The 14,393-nt window shown below is 72.0% G+C and carries 11 protein-coding genes; 5 read left to right on the top strand and 6 right to left on the bottom strand.

The genetic code is table 11. From position 1 onward, the window contains the following. Positions 1-27 precede the first annotated feature (27 nt). The 5 genes from AB0F04_RS17140 to zapE all read right to left on the bottom strand — a co-directional run bounded on the left by AB0F04_RS17140 (position 28) and on the right by zapE (position 6,545). The gene (locus tag AB0F04_RS17140; protein WP_362042311.1) at positions 28-1,434 is read right to left on the bottom strand and encodes an alkaline phosphatase PhoX; all 1,407 of its coding nucleotides are present in this window, start codon (positions 1,432-1,434) and stop codon (positions 28-30) included. A 90-nt stretch (positions 1,435-1,524) separates the two neighbouring features. Continuing rightward, positions 1,525-2,469 carry a slipin family protein gene (locus tag AB0F04_RS17135; protein ID WP_362042309.1) on the bottom strand — a complete coding sequence of 315 codons (945 nt, stop codon included), beginning with the start codon at positions 2,467-2,469 and terminating at the stop codon, positions 1,525-1,527. A gap of 168 nt (positions 2,470-2,637) precedes the next feature. Next, positions 2,638-4,143 (bottom strand): SulP family inorganic anion transporter, encoded by a 1,506-nt coding sequence (locus AB0F04_RS17130; protein WP_362042307.1) that lies wholly within the window; start codon positions 4,141-4,143, stop codon positions 2,638-2,640. An 8-nt stretch (positions 4,144-4,151) separates the two neighbouring features. Continuing rightward, positions 4,152-4,733, bottom strand: coding sequence for a carbonic anhydrase (locus tag AB0F04_RS17125; protein WP_362042305.1), 582 nt, complete (start codon positions 4,731-4,733; stop codon positions 4,152-4,154). A 708-nt stretch (positions 4,734-5,441) separates the two neighbouring features. Further along, positions 5,442-6,545, bottom strand: coding sequence for a cell division protein ZapE (gene zapE / locus AB0F04_RS17120; protein ID WP_362042303.1), 1,104 nt, complete (start codon positions 6,543-6,545; stop codon positions 5,442-5,444). Positions 6,546-6,582: 37 nt separating this feature from the next. On the opposite strand from zapE, the gene AB0F04_RS17115 reads away from it, so the two are divergent. The 4 genes from AB0F04_RS17115 to msrB all read left to right on the top strand — a co-directional run bounded on the left by AB0F04_RS17115 (position 6,583) and on the right by msrB (position 10,089). Continuing rightward, the gene (locus AB0F04_RS17115; protein WP_362042301.1) at positions 6,583-7,398 is read left to right on the top strand and encodes a pyrimidine reductase family protein; all 816 of its coding nucleotides are present in this window, start codon (positions 6,583-6,585) and stop codon (positions 7,396-7,398) included. A gap of 234 nt (positions 7,399-7,632) precedes the next feature. After that, positions 7,633-8,106, top strand: coding sequence for an indole-3-glycerol phosphate synthase (locus tag AB0F04_RS17110; RefSeq protein WP_362042299.1), 474 nt, complete (start codon positions 7,633-7,635; stop codon positions 8,104-8,106). Positions 8,107-8,275: 169 nt separating this feature from the next. Further along, the gene (gene murC / locus AB0F04_RS17105; RefSeq protein WP_362042297.1) at positions 8,276-9,667 is read left to right on the top strand and encodes a UDP-N-acetylmuramate--L-alanine ligase; all 1,392 of its coding nucleotides are present in this window, start codon (positions 8,276-8,278) and stop codon (positions 9,665-9,667) included. A gap of 14 nt (positions 9,668-9,681) precedes the next feature. Further along, positions 9,682-10,089 carry a peptide-methionine (R)-S-oxide reductase MsrB gene (gene msrB / locus AB0F04_RS17100; protein ID WP_362042295.1) on the top strand — a complete coding sequence of 136 codons (408 nt, stop codon included), beginning with the start codon at positions 9,682-9,684 and terminating at the stop codon, positions 10,087-10,089. 8 nt (positions 10,090-10,097) lie between these two features. Here msrB and AB0F04_RS17095 read toward each other — a convergent pair whose 3' ends face one another. Continuing rightward, complete coding sequence (locus AB0F04_RS17095; protein WP_362042293.1) at positions 10,098-13,007, bottom strand: ABC transporter substrate-binding protein; 2,910 nt, start codon at positions 13,005-13,007, stop codon at positions 10,098-10,100. A 444-nt stretch (positions 13,008-13,451) separates the two neighbouring features. Here AB0F04_RS17095 and AB0F04_RS17090 point away from each other — a divergent pair, with 444 nt between their 5' ends. Next, complete coding sequence (locus tag AB0F04_RS17090) at positions 13,452-14,393, top strand: Dyp-type peroxidase (protein ID WP_362042291.1); 942 nt, start codon at positions 13,452-13,454, stop codon at positions 14,391-14,393.

The raw sequence follows: 14,393 nt of genomic DNA, 5'->3' as shown, positions 1-14,393 counted from the left end.
GCGCCCGGGTCGGGAGCGGAGCGCCGGCTAGCGGCGCCAGGGGCCCGTCACCGCGAACGTGGTGCCGGGCGTGTAGCAGTTGACGTACATGGTGTCTCCGTCCGGGGAGAACGTCACCCCGGCGAACTCACCGTATTCCGGCTCCTGCTCGGTGCCGCCCGCCGCGTCGGCGGCTGGTGTGATCGCCTGCCGGTTGCGGGCCATCGCGTAGACCTCGCCGCGCCGGGTGACCCCGTAGACGTGCTGGGCGCCGTCGCCATCCTCGCAGACCATGAGGCCGCCGCCGGCCGCCAGGCAGATGTTGTCGGGCGACTCGCCCGGCAGCTGCACATCGGTGTCCGGGCCGAAGACGATCACCAGGGTGAGCCGGCGGCGCTCGGGGTCGTAGCGCCAGACCTGCCCGTAGTGGTCGGCGGCCGAGCCGTCCGACCGGCGCGCGAACGACGACACGAAGTACACCGAGCGGCCGCCCCAGTAGCAGCCCTCCAGCTTCTGCGCGTGGGTGATGCCGCCGCGGCCGAAGTCCTGGAACCGGATCGGCGTCTGCGCCGCCTGCGGGTCCGGTACGTCCACCCACTCGATGCGGTCGAACTCGGCGCCGACCTCCTGGAGGGAGGACAGGTCCGGCACACCGGGCACGCGCATGGCCTGCAGCCGCCCGCCCGCGCGCAGCGAACCCCTGCCGCCCAGCGGCCGGTTCGGCAGGAAGCGGTAGAAGAGGCCGAAGGGCTTCTCGAAGGCGTCCTCGGTCTCGTACACCACGCCCCGCCGCGGGTCGACGGCGATCGCCTCGTGCGCGAAGCGGCCCATCGACGTCAGCGGCACGGCCCCGGTGCGGTGCGGATCGACCGGGTCGACCTCGAAGATGAAGCCGTGGTCCTTGGTGTAGCCGTTCGTGCCGGCCCGGTCCTCGGTCTCCTCGCAGGTCAGCCAGGTGTCCCAAGGGGTGGGTCCGCCCGCGCAGTTGACCGCGGTGCCGGCGATCGCGACGCGCTCCGACTGCACCCTGCCCCGGGAGTCCAGCGTCAGTGCCGTACAGCCGCCCTTGCCGGCCGGGTCGTAGGTGAGGCCCTCGACGGCCGGGACCGGGATCCTGCCGCTCGCGCGGTTCTCGTGGTTGCGGACCAGGTGGACCCGGCCGCCTCTGCCCCCGAAGGCCGACATGCCGTCGTGGTTGGAGGGGACCTTGCCCTCACCGGAGCGCAGTTCGTCCCCCTCGCGGGAGAGGATCCGGTAGTGGAACCCTTCCGGCAGGTCGAGGACGCCCTTCGGGTCGGGGACGAGCGGGCCGTAGCCGGTACGGCCGAGGCCCTGGGCGGCGGCGGTGCCGGCGAAGAGTTCGGAGAGGGCGCCGGAGAACGCGATCCCGACGCCCAGGGCGCCCGTTCCGGCGAGCATCCGACGTCGGGTGGCGAAGCGACCGGATTCGGTCATGGGGAAACCTTCCTGCTGGCGGACAGGAACTGTGATCCCGCTGTGTCTATCACCTGGTGCGGGCCTCGGGAACCACGCGCGTAGCGCGCGTCACTGCTCCACGGCCCGCCGCAGCCGCTCCATGGCCTCCCCGGCCTGCTCCGTCAGGTCGACGGCGCGCTGCTCCGTCGGGTCGGCGGCACGCTCCTCGATCTCCGCGCGGTCCGTGGTCCGCGCGCGGTCCGCGGTCTCCGCGTCTCCCGCGCCCTGCGACCGCCCCGCGCCTTCCGTCGTGGTCTGCGCGCCCCGCTCCAGGAACCGCAGGAGCTCCACCGGAATGGGCAGGACGAGCGTGGAGTTCTTCTCCGCCGCCACCGCCATGACGGTCTGCAGCAGCCGGAGCTGCAGTGCCGAGGGCGTGTCGGCCATCTGGTGGGCGGCCTGGGCCAGCTTCTTCGAGGCCTGGTACTCGGCGTCGGCGTTGATGAGCCGGGCCCGCCGCTCCCGGTCGGCCTCCGCCTGGCGGGCCATGGAGCGCTTCATGGTGTCCGGCAGGGAGACGTCCTTGATCTCCACGCGGTCGATGGTCACGCCCCACTCCACGGCCGGACTGTCGATCATCAGCTCCAGGCCCTGGTTGAGCTTCTCCCGGTTGGACAGCAGATCGTCCAGCTCGCTCTTGCCGATGATCGAGCGCAGCGAGGTCTGCGCCATCTGCGAGACGGCGAAGCGGTAGTCCTCGACGTTGACGACCGCGGCCGAGGGGTCCACGACCTTGAAGTACACGACGGCGTCGACCCGCACGGTCACGTTGTCACGGGTGATGCCCTCCTGGGCCGGGATGGGCATGGTCACGATCTGCAGGTTGACCTTGCGCATCCGGTCCACCGCGGGGATCACGAGGTTGAACCCGGGCCGTCGCACGTCCCCGTGCAGACGCCCGAGCCGGAAGACGACCCCGCGCTCGTACTGCTTGACGACCCGTGCCGCGGAGGCCACGTACACCAGCGCCCCGGCCCCGACCGCGGCCACCACGCCGACCAGCTCTTCGACCATGCCGACCTCCCGGTTCAGAGGTCCGAATCCGTCCGTTTCTGTAACGATATGCCCGAACGGGGGCGTGGGGCCATGCTCGGGGATCGGGCCGAAGCGGGGCGGACGCGCATGGTCCGGGGCGCGCAGCCGGCGCGCCCCGGACCAAGGGATGGGTGATCGGTCCGCCGGCTAGGCGACGGTGACCTTCTCCGCCGGGGCCTCCTCGGGCTCCGTGACCTGTACCGGCTCCGTGACCTTCACCGGCTCCGTGCCCGTCGCGCTGTGGCGTTCGGCCCAGTTCTCCAGGGCCGTGCGGCAGGCGTGGTCGAGATGGTGCAGGCCCGAGAGGTCCAGCTCGACCGGGCGGTCCTGCGGCAGACTCTCCAGGCTGTCGAGGATCTTCGGCAGCCGCAGGAAGGTCGCGTTGCCGGACAGGTACGCCTGGATCGGGCCGGCACCCTTGTCGATGACGTCGAGCTTGATGTGCGAGGCCTCCCAGGCGGTCTTGACGACCGACAGGGCCAGACCGATGAGCACACCCTCGAACATGTTCACCGCGACGATCGACACGGCCGTGACGATCAGGATGAGCGCCTCACCCTTGTGGTCCCGCCACAGCGCCGTGATCTGGCGGAACGGGATCAGCTTCCAGCCGGCGTGCACGAGGATGCCGGCGAGGGCGGGGATCGGGATCAGGGCCAGGGCCCACGGCATCGCGGCGGCGAACAGCAGCAGCCACACGCCGTGCAGCACCCGGGAGGCCTTGGTCTTGGCGCCCGCGTTGACGTTGGCGGAGCTGCGCACGATCACGGCGGTCATCGGCAGCGCGCCGAGCAGACCGCACAGGGTGTTGCCCGCGCCCTGGGCGATCATCTCCTTGTTGTACTCGGTGCGCGGACCGTTGTGCAGCCGGTCCACGGCGGCCGCGCTGAACAGGCTCTCCGCGGAGGCGATCAGGGCGAAGGCGATGATGGTGCCCCAGATGGCCGGGTTCGCCAGTTCGCCGAAGGCCTCGGCCCCGGGCGGCTGGATGACGCCCAGCAGGCCCTCCACCTGGACGGTGGCGACCGGCAGGCCGAAGGCGAGCGTGGCGCCCGTGGCCAGGACGACCGCGGCGAGGGCGCCGGGCACGGTCTGGACCGCCTTCGGCAGCTTCTTCCAGAGCACGATGACGGCGATGGTGGCCGCGCCGATCGCGAGGGAGGTCAGGGCCTTGGTGCTGCCGAGCGTGTCGGCGAACATCCCGGGCAGGCCGGCGATCTTGCCGAGTCCGGACTCCGGGGCCTTCAGGCCCGCCGCCGCGTAGACCTGCCCGGCGATGATCACCAGTCCGATGCCGCAGAGCATGCCCTCGACGACGGAGACGGATATCGCCCGGAACCAGCGCCCGATCCCCAGGAAGCCCATGGCGAGCTGGAGCAGGCCGGCGAGCAGCACGATCACGCCGAGCGTGGCCACGCCGAACTGGCTGACGGCCTCGAAGACCAGCACGGTGAGTCCGGCGGCGGGACCGGACACCTGGAGGCTGCTGCCGCGCATCATTCCGGTGACGAGCCCGCCCACGATGCCGGTGATGAGGCCCAGCTCCGCGGGGACGCCGGAGGCGACCGCCACGCCGACGCACAGCGGGACCGCGACGAGGAAGACGACGATCGAGGCTAGGAAGTCCTGCTTCAGGTAAGGGAACTTGGCCATGGTCGCCCTCACAGCTTCTCGAAGGAGTCGGTGTCCGCGCGGTGTTCGCGCACGGTGCCGGTGTGCACTTCGTAGAACCAGGCGTGCAGCCGGAGCCGACCGTCCGTCAGGCGGCTCTCCACGCAGGGGTAGGAGCGCAGCCGCTCCACCTGGGTGAGGACATGGTTCTGCACGGCTTCGGTGACCGTCTTGTCGGCCGGGTCCGCGCACTTGGGCTCGTCACAGGCGTGCGCCAGCCAGTCGCGCACGGCGGGCACGCCGGAGAGGTCGTCGTGGCGTACCACCGCACCCACGGCGCCGCAGTGCGAGTGACCGCAGACCACGATCTCCTTGACGCCGAGGACCTCCACGGCGTACTCGATCGTGGCCGCCTCCGAGGTGGGGTGCTCGATGGAGTGCGGGGGAACGACGTTGCCGGCGGTGCGCAGCTCGAAGAGCTCGCCGGGGCGGGCGCCCGTGATCAGGGCCGGTACGACCCTGGAGTCGGAGCAGGTGATGAACAGGACGTCGGGGGACTGGCCCTCGGCGAGGTGGGCGAACTCCTCAGGGCGCTGTCCGAAGATGCGGGCGTTGTCGATGAGGGGTTGCATGAGTGTGTTGACTCCTCCTGGCGCGCAGTGGGGACGCGTCGGACGGGCATGGCAAGGGTGGGGGGGGGAATGCTGGTGCCGCTCAGCAGCGAAAGACCTGAAGTCCCGCCGGAGTGTGCGACGTCGAGGATCTCGACGTGCGGTCGTGAGCGGCTCCGGGTCTGACGGGTTCGGGACCGGTCGGCCGGACGTGCCGTTGCAGCGGCCGCTCGGGACCCGTGGGTGCGAGGTCCGCGGTGTGGGACCGGTCGCGGGTCCGCAGGGGACCGGTCGGGTCCCCGTGGTGCCCGGCGCGACAGGTCGCCGTTTCGTCGCGCAGTGCCTTCCCCAGGGGTTTGTGCTTGGGGCGCGAGGACGTGCCGGAGGGCTTCGTTCCGGGCTGAGCTTTGGCCTCGACTTGACTGTGCGTATATGCGGACGCGAAGGACGCGGTCGGTGCGAAGAACTGGAGGGCGAGCAGGACGGCGGCGAGGATCGAAACCACGGTCCGTGCCGTCGTACCTCGGTCCATGCGCCCTCCTTCCGGTGCCTCGCACGTCTAGTCCGGACCAACAGTTGGTCAACGGCCGGTCAAGAAACACGTTAACCCTGCAACGTCGTTTGCAGGGTTAACTTAACGTTTCAAGCTGAAGAGAGCCTGAAAACCGCAGGTGGGCTGGCTTGAACAAGCCCTACCCGCGGGGCGGTTGATGCGCTATGGGGAATGTGTCAGCGGGGGTCCGTGAGTGAACTCGCGTCGCGGGCGAGGGCGGTGAGCCGGGAGATGGCCCGGAAGTACTTCTTGCGGTAGCCGCCGTTCAGCATCTCGTCGCTGAACAGCCGGTCGAAGGGCAGGCCCGAGGCGAGCACGGGCACCTCGCGGTCGTAGAGCCGGTCCGCCAAAACGACCAGCCTGAGGGCCGTCGACTGGTCGGGAACCGGGTGCACACCGGTGAGGCACACGGCCTTGATCCCGTCGGTCAGAGCGCCGTACCGGCTGGGGTGGACGCGTGCGAGGTGCTCCAGGAGGGGCGAGAACGAGTCGAGGGAGGCGCCCTCGGTGGCGTGCGCCGCGCGGGTCACCTGTTCGTCGGAGTACGGCGGCGGTGCCTCGGGCAGACCGCGGTGGCGGTAGTCCTCGCCGTCGATGCGCAGGGCGCGGAAGTGGGCCGACAGGCCCTGGATCTCGCGCAGGAAGTCGGCCGCGGCGAACCGGCCCTCGCCGAGCTTGCCGGGCAGCGTGTTGGAGGTGGCGGCCAGCGCCACACCCGCGTCGACGAGCTTGCCGAGCAGGGTGGAGACCAGGACGGTGTCGCCCGGGTCGTCGAGCTCGAACTCGTCGATGCACAGCAGGCGGTGCCCGGACAGGGTCCGGACGGTCTGCTGGAAGCCGAGGGCGCCGACCAGGTTGGTCAGTTCCACGAACGTGCCGAACGCCTTGAGCGCGGGCTCGGCCGGCGTGGCGTGCCACAGGGACGCCAGCAGGTGGGTCTTGCCGACGCCGTAGCCGCCGTCGAGGTAGACGCCCCGCGGGCCGGCCGGGACCTTCTTCGGTGCCTTGCCGAATCCGAACAGCCGCCGCTTGCCGGAGCCCGGGGATCCCCCCGCGCCGAGGCCCGCCGCGAAACCCTCCAGGACCCCGACGGCCTCCGTCTGGCTGGGCTGGTTCGGGTCGGGGATGTACGTGCTGAAGCGGACGGAGTCGAACCGCGGCGGCGGCACCATCTCGGCGACCAGCCGGTCCGCGGGTACGTGCGGCTCACGGGCGCACAGGGACAGCGGGGCCGGATCGGTTATGGGGCCGCCACCGGAGGGGGCCAGGGGAGAAGACACGGTTCACCATGCTACGGCGCGTGGAACACTGCACGGCATGCGACGTCTGTTCCCTGTGACCGATGAAACAGCAGCTCCGGCGCCGGACGGCGCCTCCGGTGAGGGCGCCGGGCGGGAGTGGAGCCTTCAGGAGCTGGCCGCCGCGTACGCCTATCCGGAGCCCGGGCCCGGGGGGCCGGTGCCGTGGCTGCGCGCCAACATGGTGTCCACGCTGGACGGGGCCGCCCAGCACGACGGCCGTTCGCAGCCGATCTCCAGCGCGACCGACATGCGGATCTTCGGCACGCTGCGGGCCCTGGCCGACGTCGTGGTCGTCGGCGCGGAGACGGTGCGGAAGGAGGGCTACCGGCCCGCACGCGCACGGGAGGACTTCGCGGCCATGCGGGAGGCGGCCGGGCAGCGGCCCGCGCCCGCGATCGCGGTGGTCACGGCCAGTCTCGACCTGGACTTCTCGCTCCCGCTGTTCACCTCGCCCCTGGTCCCCACCCTGATCCTCACGGGCGCGGCGGCCCCCGCGGACCGCGTCGCCGCCGCCGAGAAGGCGGGCGCCCGGGTGGTGACCGCCGGGGACGGCATCGGAGTGGACCCCGCCCTGGCCGTCCGGGCCCTCGCCGACCTCGGCCACACCCGGCTGCTGACCGAGGGCGGCCCGCGACTGCTCGGGCAGATGGTCGCGGCCGGCGTGCTCGACGAGCTGTGCCTGACCGTCTCTCCGATGCTCACGGCGGGCGAGGCCCAGCGCATCGCCGGAGGGCCGGCGGTCACCGTCCCGCACCGCTTCGGGCTGGTGTCGATGCTGGAGGAGGACGGCTTCCTGTTCACGCGGTACGGGCGCGACCGTACCGCGTACTGAAACGCCGGGCCCGGGGTACAAGGTGTCGGCGGCCGGGGAATCCGGCCGACCGGTACGCCGTCGAAGCGGGGTGACCCGCCGTCGGTCCGTTCATCGACGGAATATGCCGTTCTGTTTGGTTTTCGGAGGGCACACTGGATCCGGCAGTACCTGTGTGCAGGATGGTTTCCGCAGGGCCCGGCACGGCCCGCGGCGAAGTGGGGCCTTGGGCCCCCGGAGCAGAAGGGGCGCCTGGTGTTCACCAGCGTATTGATGATCGAGAAGGCGCTGACGTCGGCCGACGTGGAGTTCGTCACCACCTTGCACGGTGAGGAGCAGGTCTCCTTCGAGGTGCTGCTGCAGCCGCGGGGCGAGCAGGCGGACCGCCTGCTGCGGGCCATCGACGACGTGGCGCTCGGCGAACTGGACGAGGCCGTCCGCGAAGGGGAGACGCCGGAGGGTGAGGAGGCGCTCAGCGTGGGGCAGCGGGCGCTGGAGGTGTCCCTCGCCGCGCTGCGCGCCTCGGGCAGTGCGGCGCAGGGGCGGCTGATCGAGGACCATCCGCTGGACGCGCTGAAGTCCCTGGTGGAGGAGGCCGGCGCGGACGAGGTCATCGTGCTGACCGATCCCCACTACGTGGAGGAGTTCTTCCACCGGGACTGGGCGTCGCGGGCCCGGCACAAGGTGGGGGTCCCGGTGCTGAAGCTGTTCTCGCACAGCAAGGCGTAGGGGTGCTTTCTGACGTCGGTCGGGTGCGGGTGGTGTGGGGCTGGTCGCGCCCACGCGGCGGAGCCGCACATCGATACCGCCCCGCGCCCCTGAGGGGTTGGCCCAGTCCTGCCCACTCCTGAAATAGGCTGGGGCTGCTCACTCTCGCACCCCGAACTTGGAGACACGCATGGCAGCCGGCCTTCCTCCCGCCATGGACCGACCGCACTTCATCGGGATCGGTGGGGCCGGGATGTCCGGGATCGCGAAGATCCTCGCCCAGCGCGGGGCCGTCGTGGCGGGCAGTGACGCCAAGGAGTCGGCCACGGCCGAGGCGCTGCGTGCGCTCGGTGCGACCGTGCACATCGGGCACGCCGCGGAGCATCTCGCCGACGACGCCAGCTGTGTGGTCGTGTCGTCCGCGATCCGGCAGGACAATCCCGAGCTGGCCCGCGCGGCCGAGCTCGGCATCCCCGTCGTGCACCGGTCCGACGCGCTCGCGGCGCTGATGGACGGGCTGCGGCCGATCGCCGTCGCCGGTACGCACGGCAAGACGACCACGACGTCGATGCTGGCCGTGTCGCTGAGCGAGCTGGGCCTGAAGCCCTCGTACGCGATCGGCGGGGACCTGGACGCCCCCGGCTCCAACGCGCTGCACGGCGAGGGCGAGATCTTCGTCGCCGAGGCGGACGAATCGGACCGCAGCTTCCACAAGTACGCCCCCGAGGTCGCGATCGTCCTCAACGTCGAACTCGACCACCACGCCAACTACGCGTCGATGGACGAGATCTACGCGTCGTTCGAGACGTTCGTGGACCGGATCACCAAGGGCGGCACGCTGGTGATCGCCGCCGACCACGAGGGCGCGCGGGAGCTGACCCGCCGTGTCGCCGGGCGCGGTGTGCGCGTGGTGACCTACGGCGAGTCCGAGGACGCCGGCGTGCGCATCCTGTCGGTCGTGCCACAGGGGCTGAAGAGCGAGGTCACCGTGGTGCTGGAGGGCGAGGAGCTGACCTTCACGGTCTCCGTCCCCGGCCGGCACTACGCGCACAACGCCGTCGCCGCGCTGGCGGCCGGTGCGGCCCTCGGTGTCCCGGCGGCCGAGCTGGCCCCGGCGATCGCCGCGTACACGGGCGTGAAGCGGCGGCTCCAGCTGAAGGGTGAGGCCGCGGGCGTCCAGGTCATCGACTCCTACGCACACCACCCCACCGAGATGACCGCCGACCTGGAGGCCATGCGCGCGGCGGCCGGGGACGCCCGGATCCTGGTCGTCTTCCAGCCGCACCTCTTCTCCAGGACCCAGGAGCTCGGCAAGGAGATGGGCCGGTCCCTGGCCCTCGCGGACGCCTCCGTCGTGCTGGACATCTATCCGGCGCGCGAGGACCCGATCCCGGGTATCACGAGCGAGCTGATCGTCGAGGCGGCCCGGGCCGCGGGCGCGGACGTGACGCCGCTGCACGACAAGGCCGACGTCCCGTCGGTCGTGGCGGGAATGGCGAAGCCCGGGGATCTCGTTCTCACCATGGGAGCGGGCGACGTCACCGACCTCGGCCCGCACATCCTGGACCGTCTGTCGAACTGAGGGGCTGGAGGCTCATGCCGTACGACGTGGAGAAGCCGGACGAGCAGTGGCGCGTGGAGCTGAGCCCGGGCGAGTACGCGGTGCTGCGCCAGGCGGCCACGGAACCCGCCTTCACCGGTGAGTACACCGACACCAAGACCCCGGGCGTCTACTCGTGCCGCGCCTGTGGAGCGGACCTGTTCACCTCGGACACCAAGTTCGAGTCGCACTGCGGCTGGCCGTCCTTCTTCGACCCGAAGGACAGCGACGCCGTGGAGCTGATCGAGGACCGCTCGCACGGCATGGTGCGCACCGAGGTGCGCTGCGCACGCTGCGGCTCGCACCTCGGGCACGTCTTCGAGGGCGAGGGGTATCCCACGCCCACCGACCAGCGGTACTGCATCAACTCGATCGCGCTGCGGCTGGCCCCCGAGCGGGGCTGAGGCCGGCTTCAGCGGATCCGGCACTCCTGCTGGGTGAGGCGCTTGGTGTCCCCCGCGGTGCGTCTGCACAGCACCCGCGTCTCGGACGTGCCGTCGGCGACGCGGCTGACCTCCTTGAGGACGATGCTGTGGCCGCTGCGGTCGCCGTAGAGCGGGGCGCCGGTGAAGTCGATGGTGCCGGTGGCCATGCCCTCGATCTTGACGCTGCGCAGGTTCACCCAGGTCGAGGCGCGGCTCTGCGGCCGGTCGCCGCGGGTGGCCGCCCAGAACAGGGCGCGGGTCGCGTCATGGGCGAGGGCGGTCTGGCCGCTGGCCAGGGCCGGGCTGTCGGCGCGCGGGCGGTGACCCCGCAGCCCCGGCAGGTGCTGGGCGGCGTCCTGGTAGAAGGCCGTCGTGGTGGAGGCCTTCTCCAGCTCCGCCAGGGCCGCGTGGTACAGCGTGACCTCCGGCGCGACGGAGTGGCCGCCGCCGGCGAAGTCGGCCTTGGACAGGTCGTCGCCGGTGAGGATGGCCAGGGGTTTGCCGGCGCAGCCCGGCTCGGTGCCCAGCTGGGTCATCAGGGGGTCGATGTCCTCCACCCGGCCCGCGAAGTAGATCACGGACGGGACCCGGCCGCCCCGGCAGATCTCCTGGGCGTGCGAGCGGAGTTCGGGCTTGCCGCCGCTGAGGGTGTAGCGCCGCTGCTCGAGCTGGGTGAAGCCTTGGCGTCGCAGCATCCGCTGGCCGTAGCGCGCCTGCTCGTCGGTGTAGAGGTCGTCGGTCCTCGCCGTGTCGCGGGCCAGGACGAGGGCGTACTGCCGACGGCCGGGTGTGCGCAACTGGGCGGCGATCAGGCCGAGTTGTTTGGTCTGCCACTCGTCCGTGGCGGCCAGGCTGAACCAGTTGGCGAACTCGCGGGGCAGATACGTCGCGGAGTTCGTGCCGGAGACGACCGGCAGGCCGGCCCGCATCAGGGTGCGGGTCGTCGCGCGGCTCGACTTCAGGTCGCGGCCGGTGCCGACGACTCCCACCACCGTCGGGTCGTGGGCGGCGTACGCGGCGATCGCCTCCGCCATCTCCTCCTGGTGGCCCAGGTCGACGCCGCCGTTGGCGATCAGGACCCGCAGCTTCACACTGGAGTTCTCGTTGATGACGGCCTGCGCCAGATACACGCCCGCCAGCTCCTCGGCGCCCTTCACCAGGGAGGAACCGGCCGAGCGGTCGGCGCTCAGCGGCCCCGCGTAGACGACGGTGACGAACTTGCCCGTGTGACGGGCGACGACGTCCGTGTTCTGCCGGGCGATGCGGTCCTCCAGGTCGGCCACCGTCCAGGGCGGGTCGTCGTCGGCCGTGAGCGCCTTGACGTCGTCGTCGGCCGGGGGCGCGGGCAGCCAGTCGGCGAAGCGGACCTCGTCCGTCGCGATGCCGATGCACTCCGTGCGGCCGTCGGGCCCCTGCTCGCGCCGGGTGTCCCGGTTGGCGGTCAGCACGGACGCCGAGCAGTACCGGTCGTGCAGGGCGTCGGCCCTCATGACGGTGGCCGTGGTGAGCAGGGCGATGACCAGGACCAGCGTGTGCAGGGCCCACACCAGCCGGGCGAGCGTCGGCCGGGAGGAGGCCCGCAGATGATGGCGGCCCTCCTCGAGCGGGCCCAGCTGGTCGTGCGGCAGCGGGATCTTCATCACCCACGGCAGGACGGACCGCTCCCGGCTGGGCGACTGCTCGGCCCGCAGGTTGCGGCCCCACTCCTGGTACCAGGTGCGCAGCCGGACACCGAACGTCGGCGGCGTCGCCTCCGGGGCGGGCGGAGCCTGGACGACACTGCGCTCCAGGCGCGGCACGTCGTGCGTGCGCACCGCGGCCACCACGAGCAGCGGGTCGAGCTCGCTGCGCCGGCTGCGGACGTCGCTGATGGCCCGGATCAGCTCGATGCCGCCGTTGCGGTCGTCCGCGTGCGGCAGGAACAGCATCGGCGGACGCGGCCGTTTGAAGCCGCGCAGGTCCCAGCTCCAGCGGCGGTGGTTGTCCCGCAGGTCCTCGCGCAGCGCCAGCACGCACAGCTGGAGGTGGAAGTCGCCGCCCGCCGTGAGCGCCTCGGCCACGTCGTAGGCCCGGGCCGCGATCGCCTTCCAGGAGCGGACCGGCCGCAGCAGTGACACCTCGGTGGACTCCTCCTGGTCCGCCGCCCTCAGGAACGTCGTGGTCATGAACCAGCGGCTCTCGCGGCGCAGCCAGAGGAAGATCGGGGCCCGGCCCGGCAGGACGTAGTTGAGGACGGTCAGCAGCAGCAGGAAGACGAGCCCGGCGCCGACCGCGACGTACCACTCGCTGCGGGCCAGGAGCGCGGCGAGGACGGTCACGAGACTCGCCGGGAGGATGTGCGCCATGTCGAACAGCGGCAGGCCGGAACGCCAGCGGGCGGTGTTCTTCGGCCGCCAGCGCTGCTGTGCCAGCTCGTCCAGCAGTCGCCTGTGCTGGTCCTGCCCGGCCTCGGGGCTGCCCGGGGCGGGCGCCGGCCAGCTGTCGCCGAGCGCCGCGACCGCGTCGTCGATGGCGTGCACCAGCCGCAGCCGCGGGAACGCGTAGCGCCGGTAGAGCGCCTTCGGGCCGCCCCACTTGCGCGGATCGCTCAACGCCCGGACCAGGGCCGCGGCCCGGCGCACCTCCGTGGCACCCTCGTAGGTGTCCTGCGTCACCGCGCAGCGCGTGCCGTGCGCCTCCTGGCCCGCGTGCAGCTGCCGGACCAGCCCGGCCACCGCGTCGTCGTCCCGGACCTCCTGGGCGTGGACGACGAACACCGGCATCGGCGGTTCGGTGCTCCTGCGGAAGTCCTGGATGAGGATCTCGAGCTGGTTCTGGAGGTGGCGCCCGGCGTCGCTCTCCGGCATGCCGTCGTGACCCCCAGGGCAGTCCGGCGGCGTGCGAGCGTCCTTCACCATGGGCAACCCCCCGTCAGCCTTCGGTGACTTACGACAGTAACCGGTGCCGGTGGGGTGCGAGTGGGTGACGAACGAAGTCGAGGGAGGTCCGGTCCCGCGCCGGGCGACGGCCGGGCCGGCTCGCCGGGGCCGCCGGGTGACGTACGACGGGGTCGGCAGCCTGCGCGACCCGCTGCCCGTCACCGGTGCCGATTCCCTCCCCCTGCCGCCCGGCGCGCACGTCCCGCAGCGGGCGGACGGCCCGTCACCGCTCCGTCCCGCGACGCGGTGCCGGCCGGGCCGCGGGACGGAGCGGTGCCGCGGGAGGGCGGGACGCGCACCCACTCGTGACGAACCGGGAGTTCCCGCCGCCCGCTCGCTGGGCATCGTGTCAGGGGCGTGGCCCGCGCCGTCCCGGAGGGGGAGCGGGCGGGCCGTGCCGTCCGGGCGAAGGGATGGGAAGCCATGACGTCACCGCTGCCCTCGGGCGAGACGCTGCCGCAGCCGGTGCTCAGCCCGCCGGCGTCGGTCGCGGTGTTCCTGGTCGCGACGATCGAACCCGGCGGGGAAGACGCCGTCCGGGAGGTGCTGGGCTCGCTCGCGGGCCTGGTGCGCTCCGTGGGCTTCCCCAGCCCCGACGGCGGCCTCGGCTGCGTCGCCGGGGTCGGATCCCGGGCGTGGGGACGGCTGTTCGACGGTCCGCGGCCCGCCGGACTGCACCCGTTCCGCGAACTGGCCGGGTCCCGGCACCACGCGCCGTCGACCCCGGGGGACCTGTTCTTCCACATCAGGGCCGCCCGCACCGACCTGTGCTTCGCGCTCGCCGCCGAGCTGGTGCGGCGGCTGCGCGGCGCGGTCACCGTGCGGGACGAGACGCAGGCCTTCTCCTACTTCGACTCGCGCAACCTGCTCGGCTTCGTCGACGGGACCGAGAACCCGGTCGGGCAGGCCGCGGCTGACGCGGCACTGGTCGGCGAGGAGGATCCCGGTTTCCGGGGCGGCAGTTACGCCCTGGTGCAGAAGTACCTGCACGACGTGGACGCCTGGGACGCCCTCGCCGTCGAGGCGCAGGAGAAGGTGATCGGCCGCACCAAGCTCACCAACCTGGAACTCGAGGCCCCCGGTTCGCACAAGGACGTCAACACCGTCCTCGGCCCGGACGGCGCGGAGCTGAAGATCCTCCGCTCGGCGATGCCCTTCGGCAGGCCCGGGCACGGCGAGTTCGGCACGTACTTCGTGGCGTACGCCGCGACGCCCGGCATACCCGAGACGATGCTGCGCAAGATGTTCCTGGGCGGCCCGGGCTCGGGCCCCGACCCGCTGCTGGACTACTCGCGTGCCGTCACCGGCAGCCTGTTCTTCGTGCCGCCGGCGGGCTTCCTGGAGGACCTGCCGGGCAGCGGCTGA

This window comes from Streptomyces sp. NPDC029041 (genome assembly GCF_040637515.1).
In the GTDB taxonomy this organism is placed as follows: Bacteria; Actinomycetota; Actinomycetes; order Streptomycetales; family Streptomycetaceae; genus Streptomyces.
Note: the sequence above shows the minus strand (reverse complement) of the source record. Positions and strands in the feature narration are given on the sequence as shown.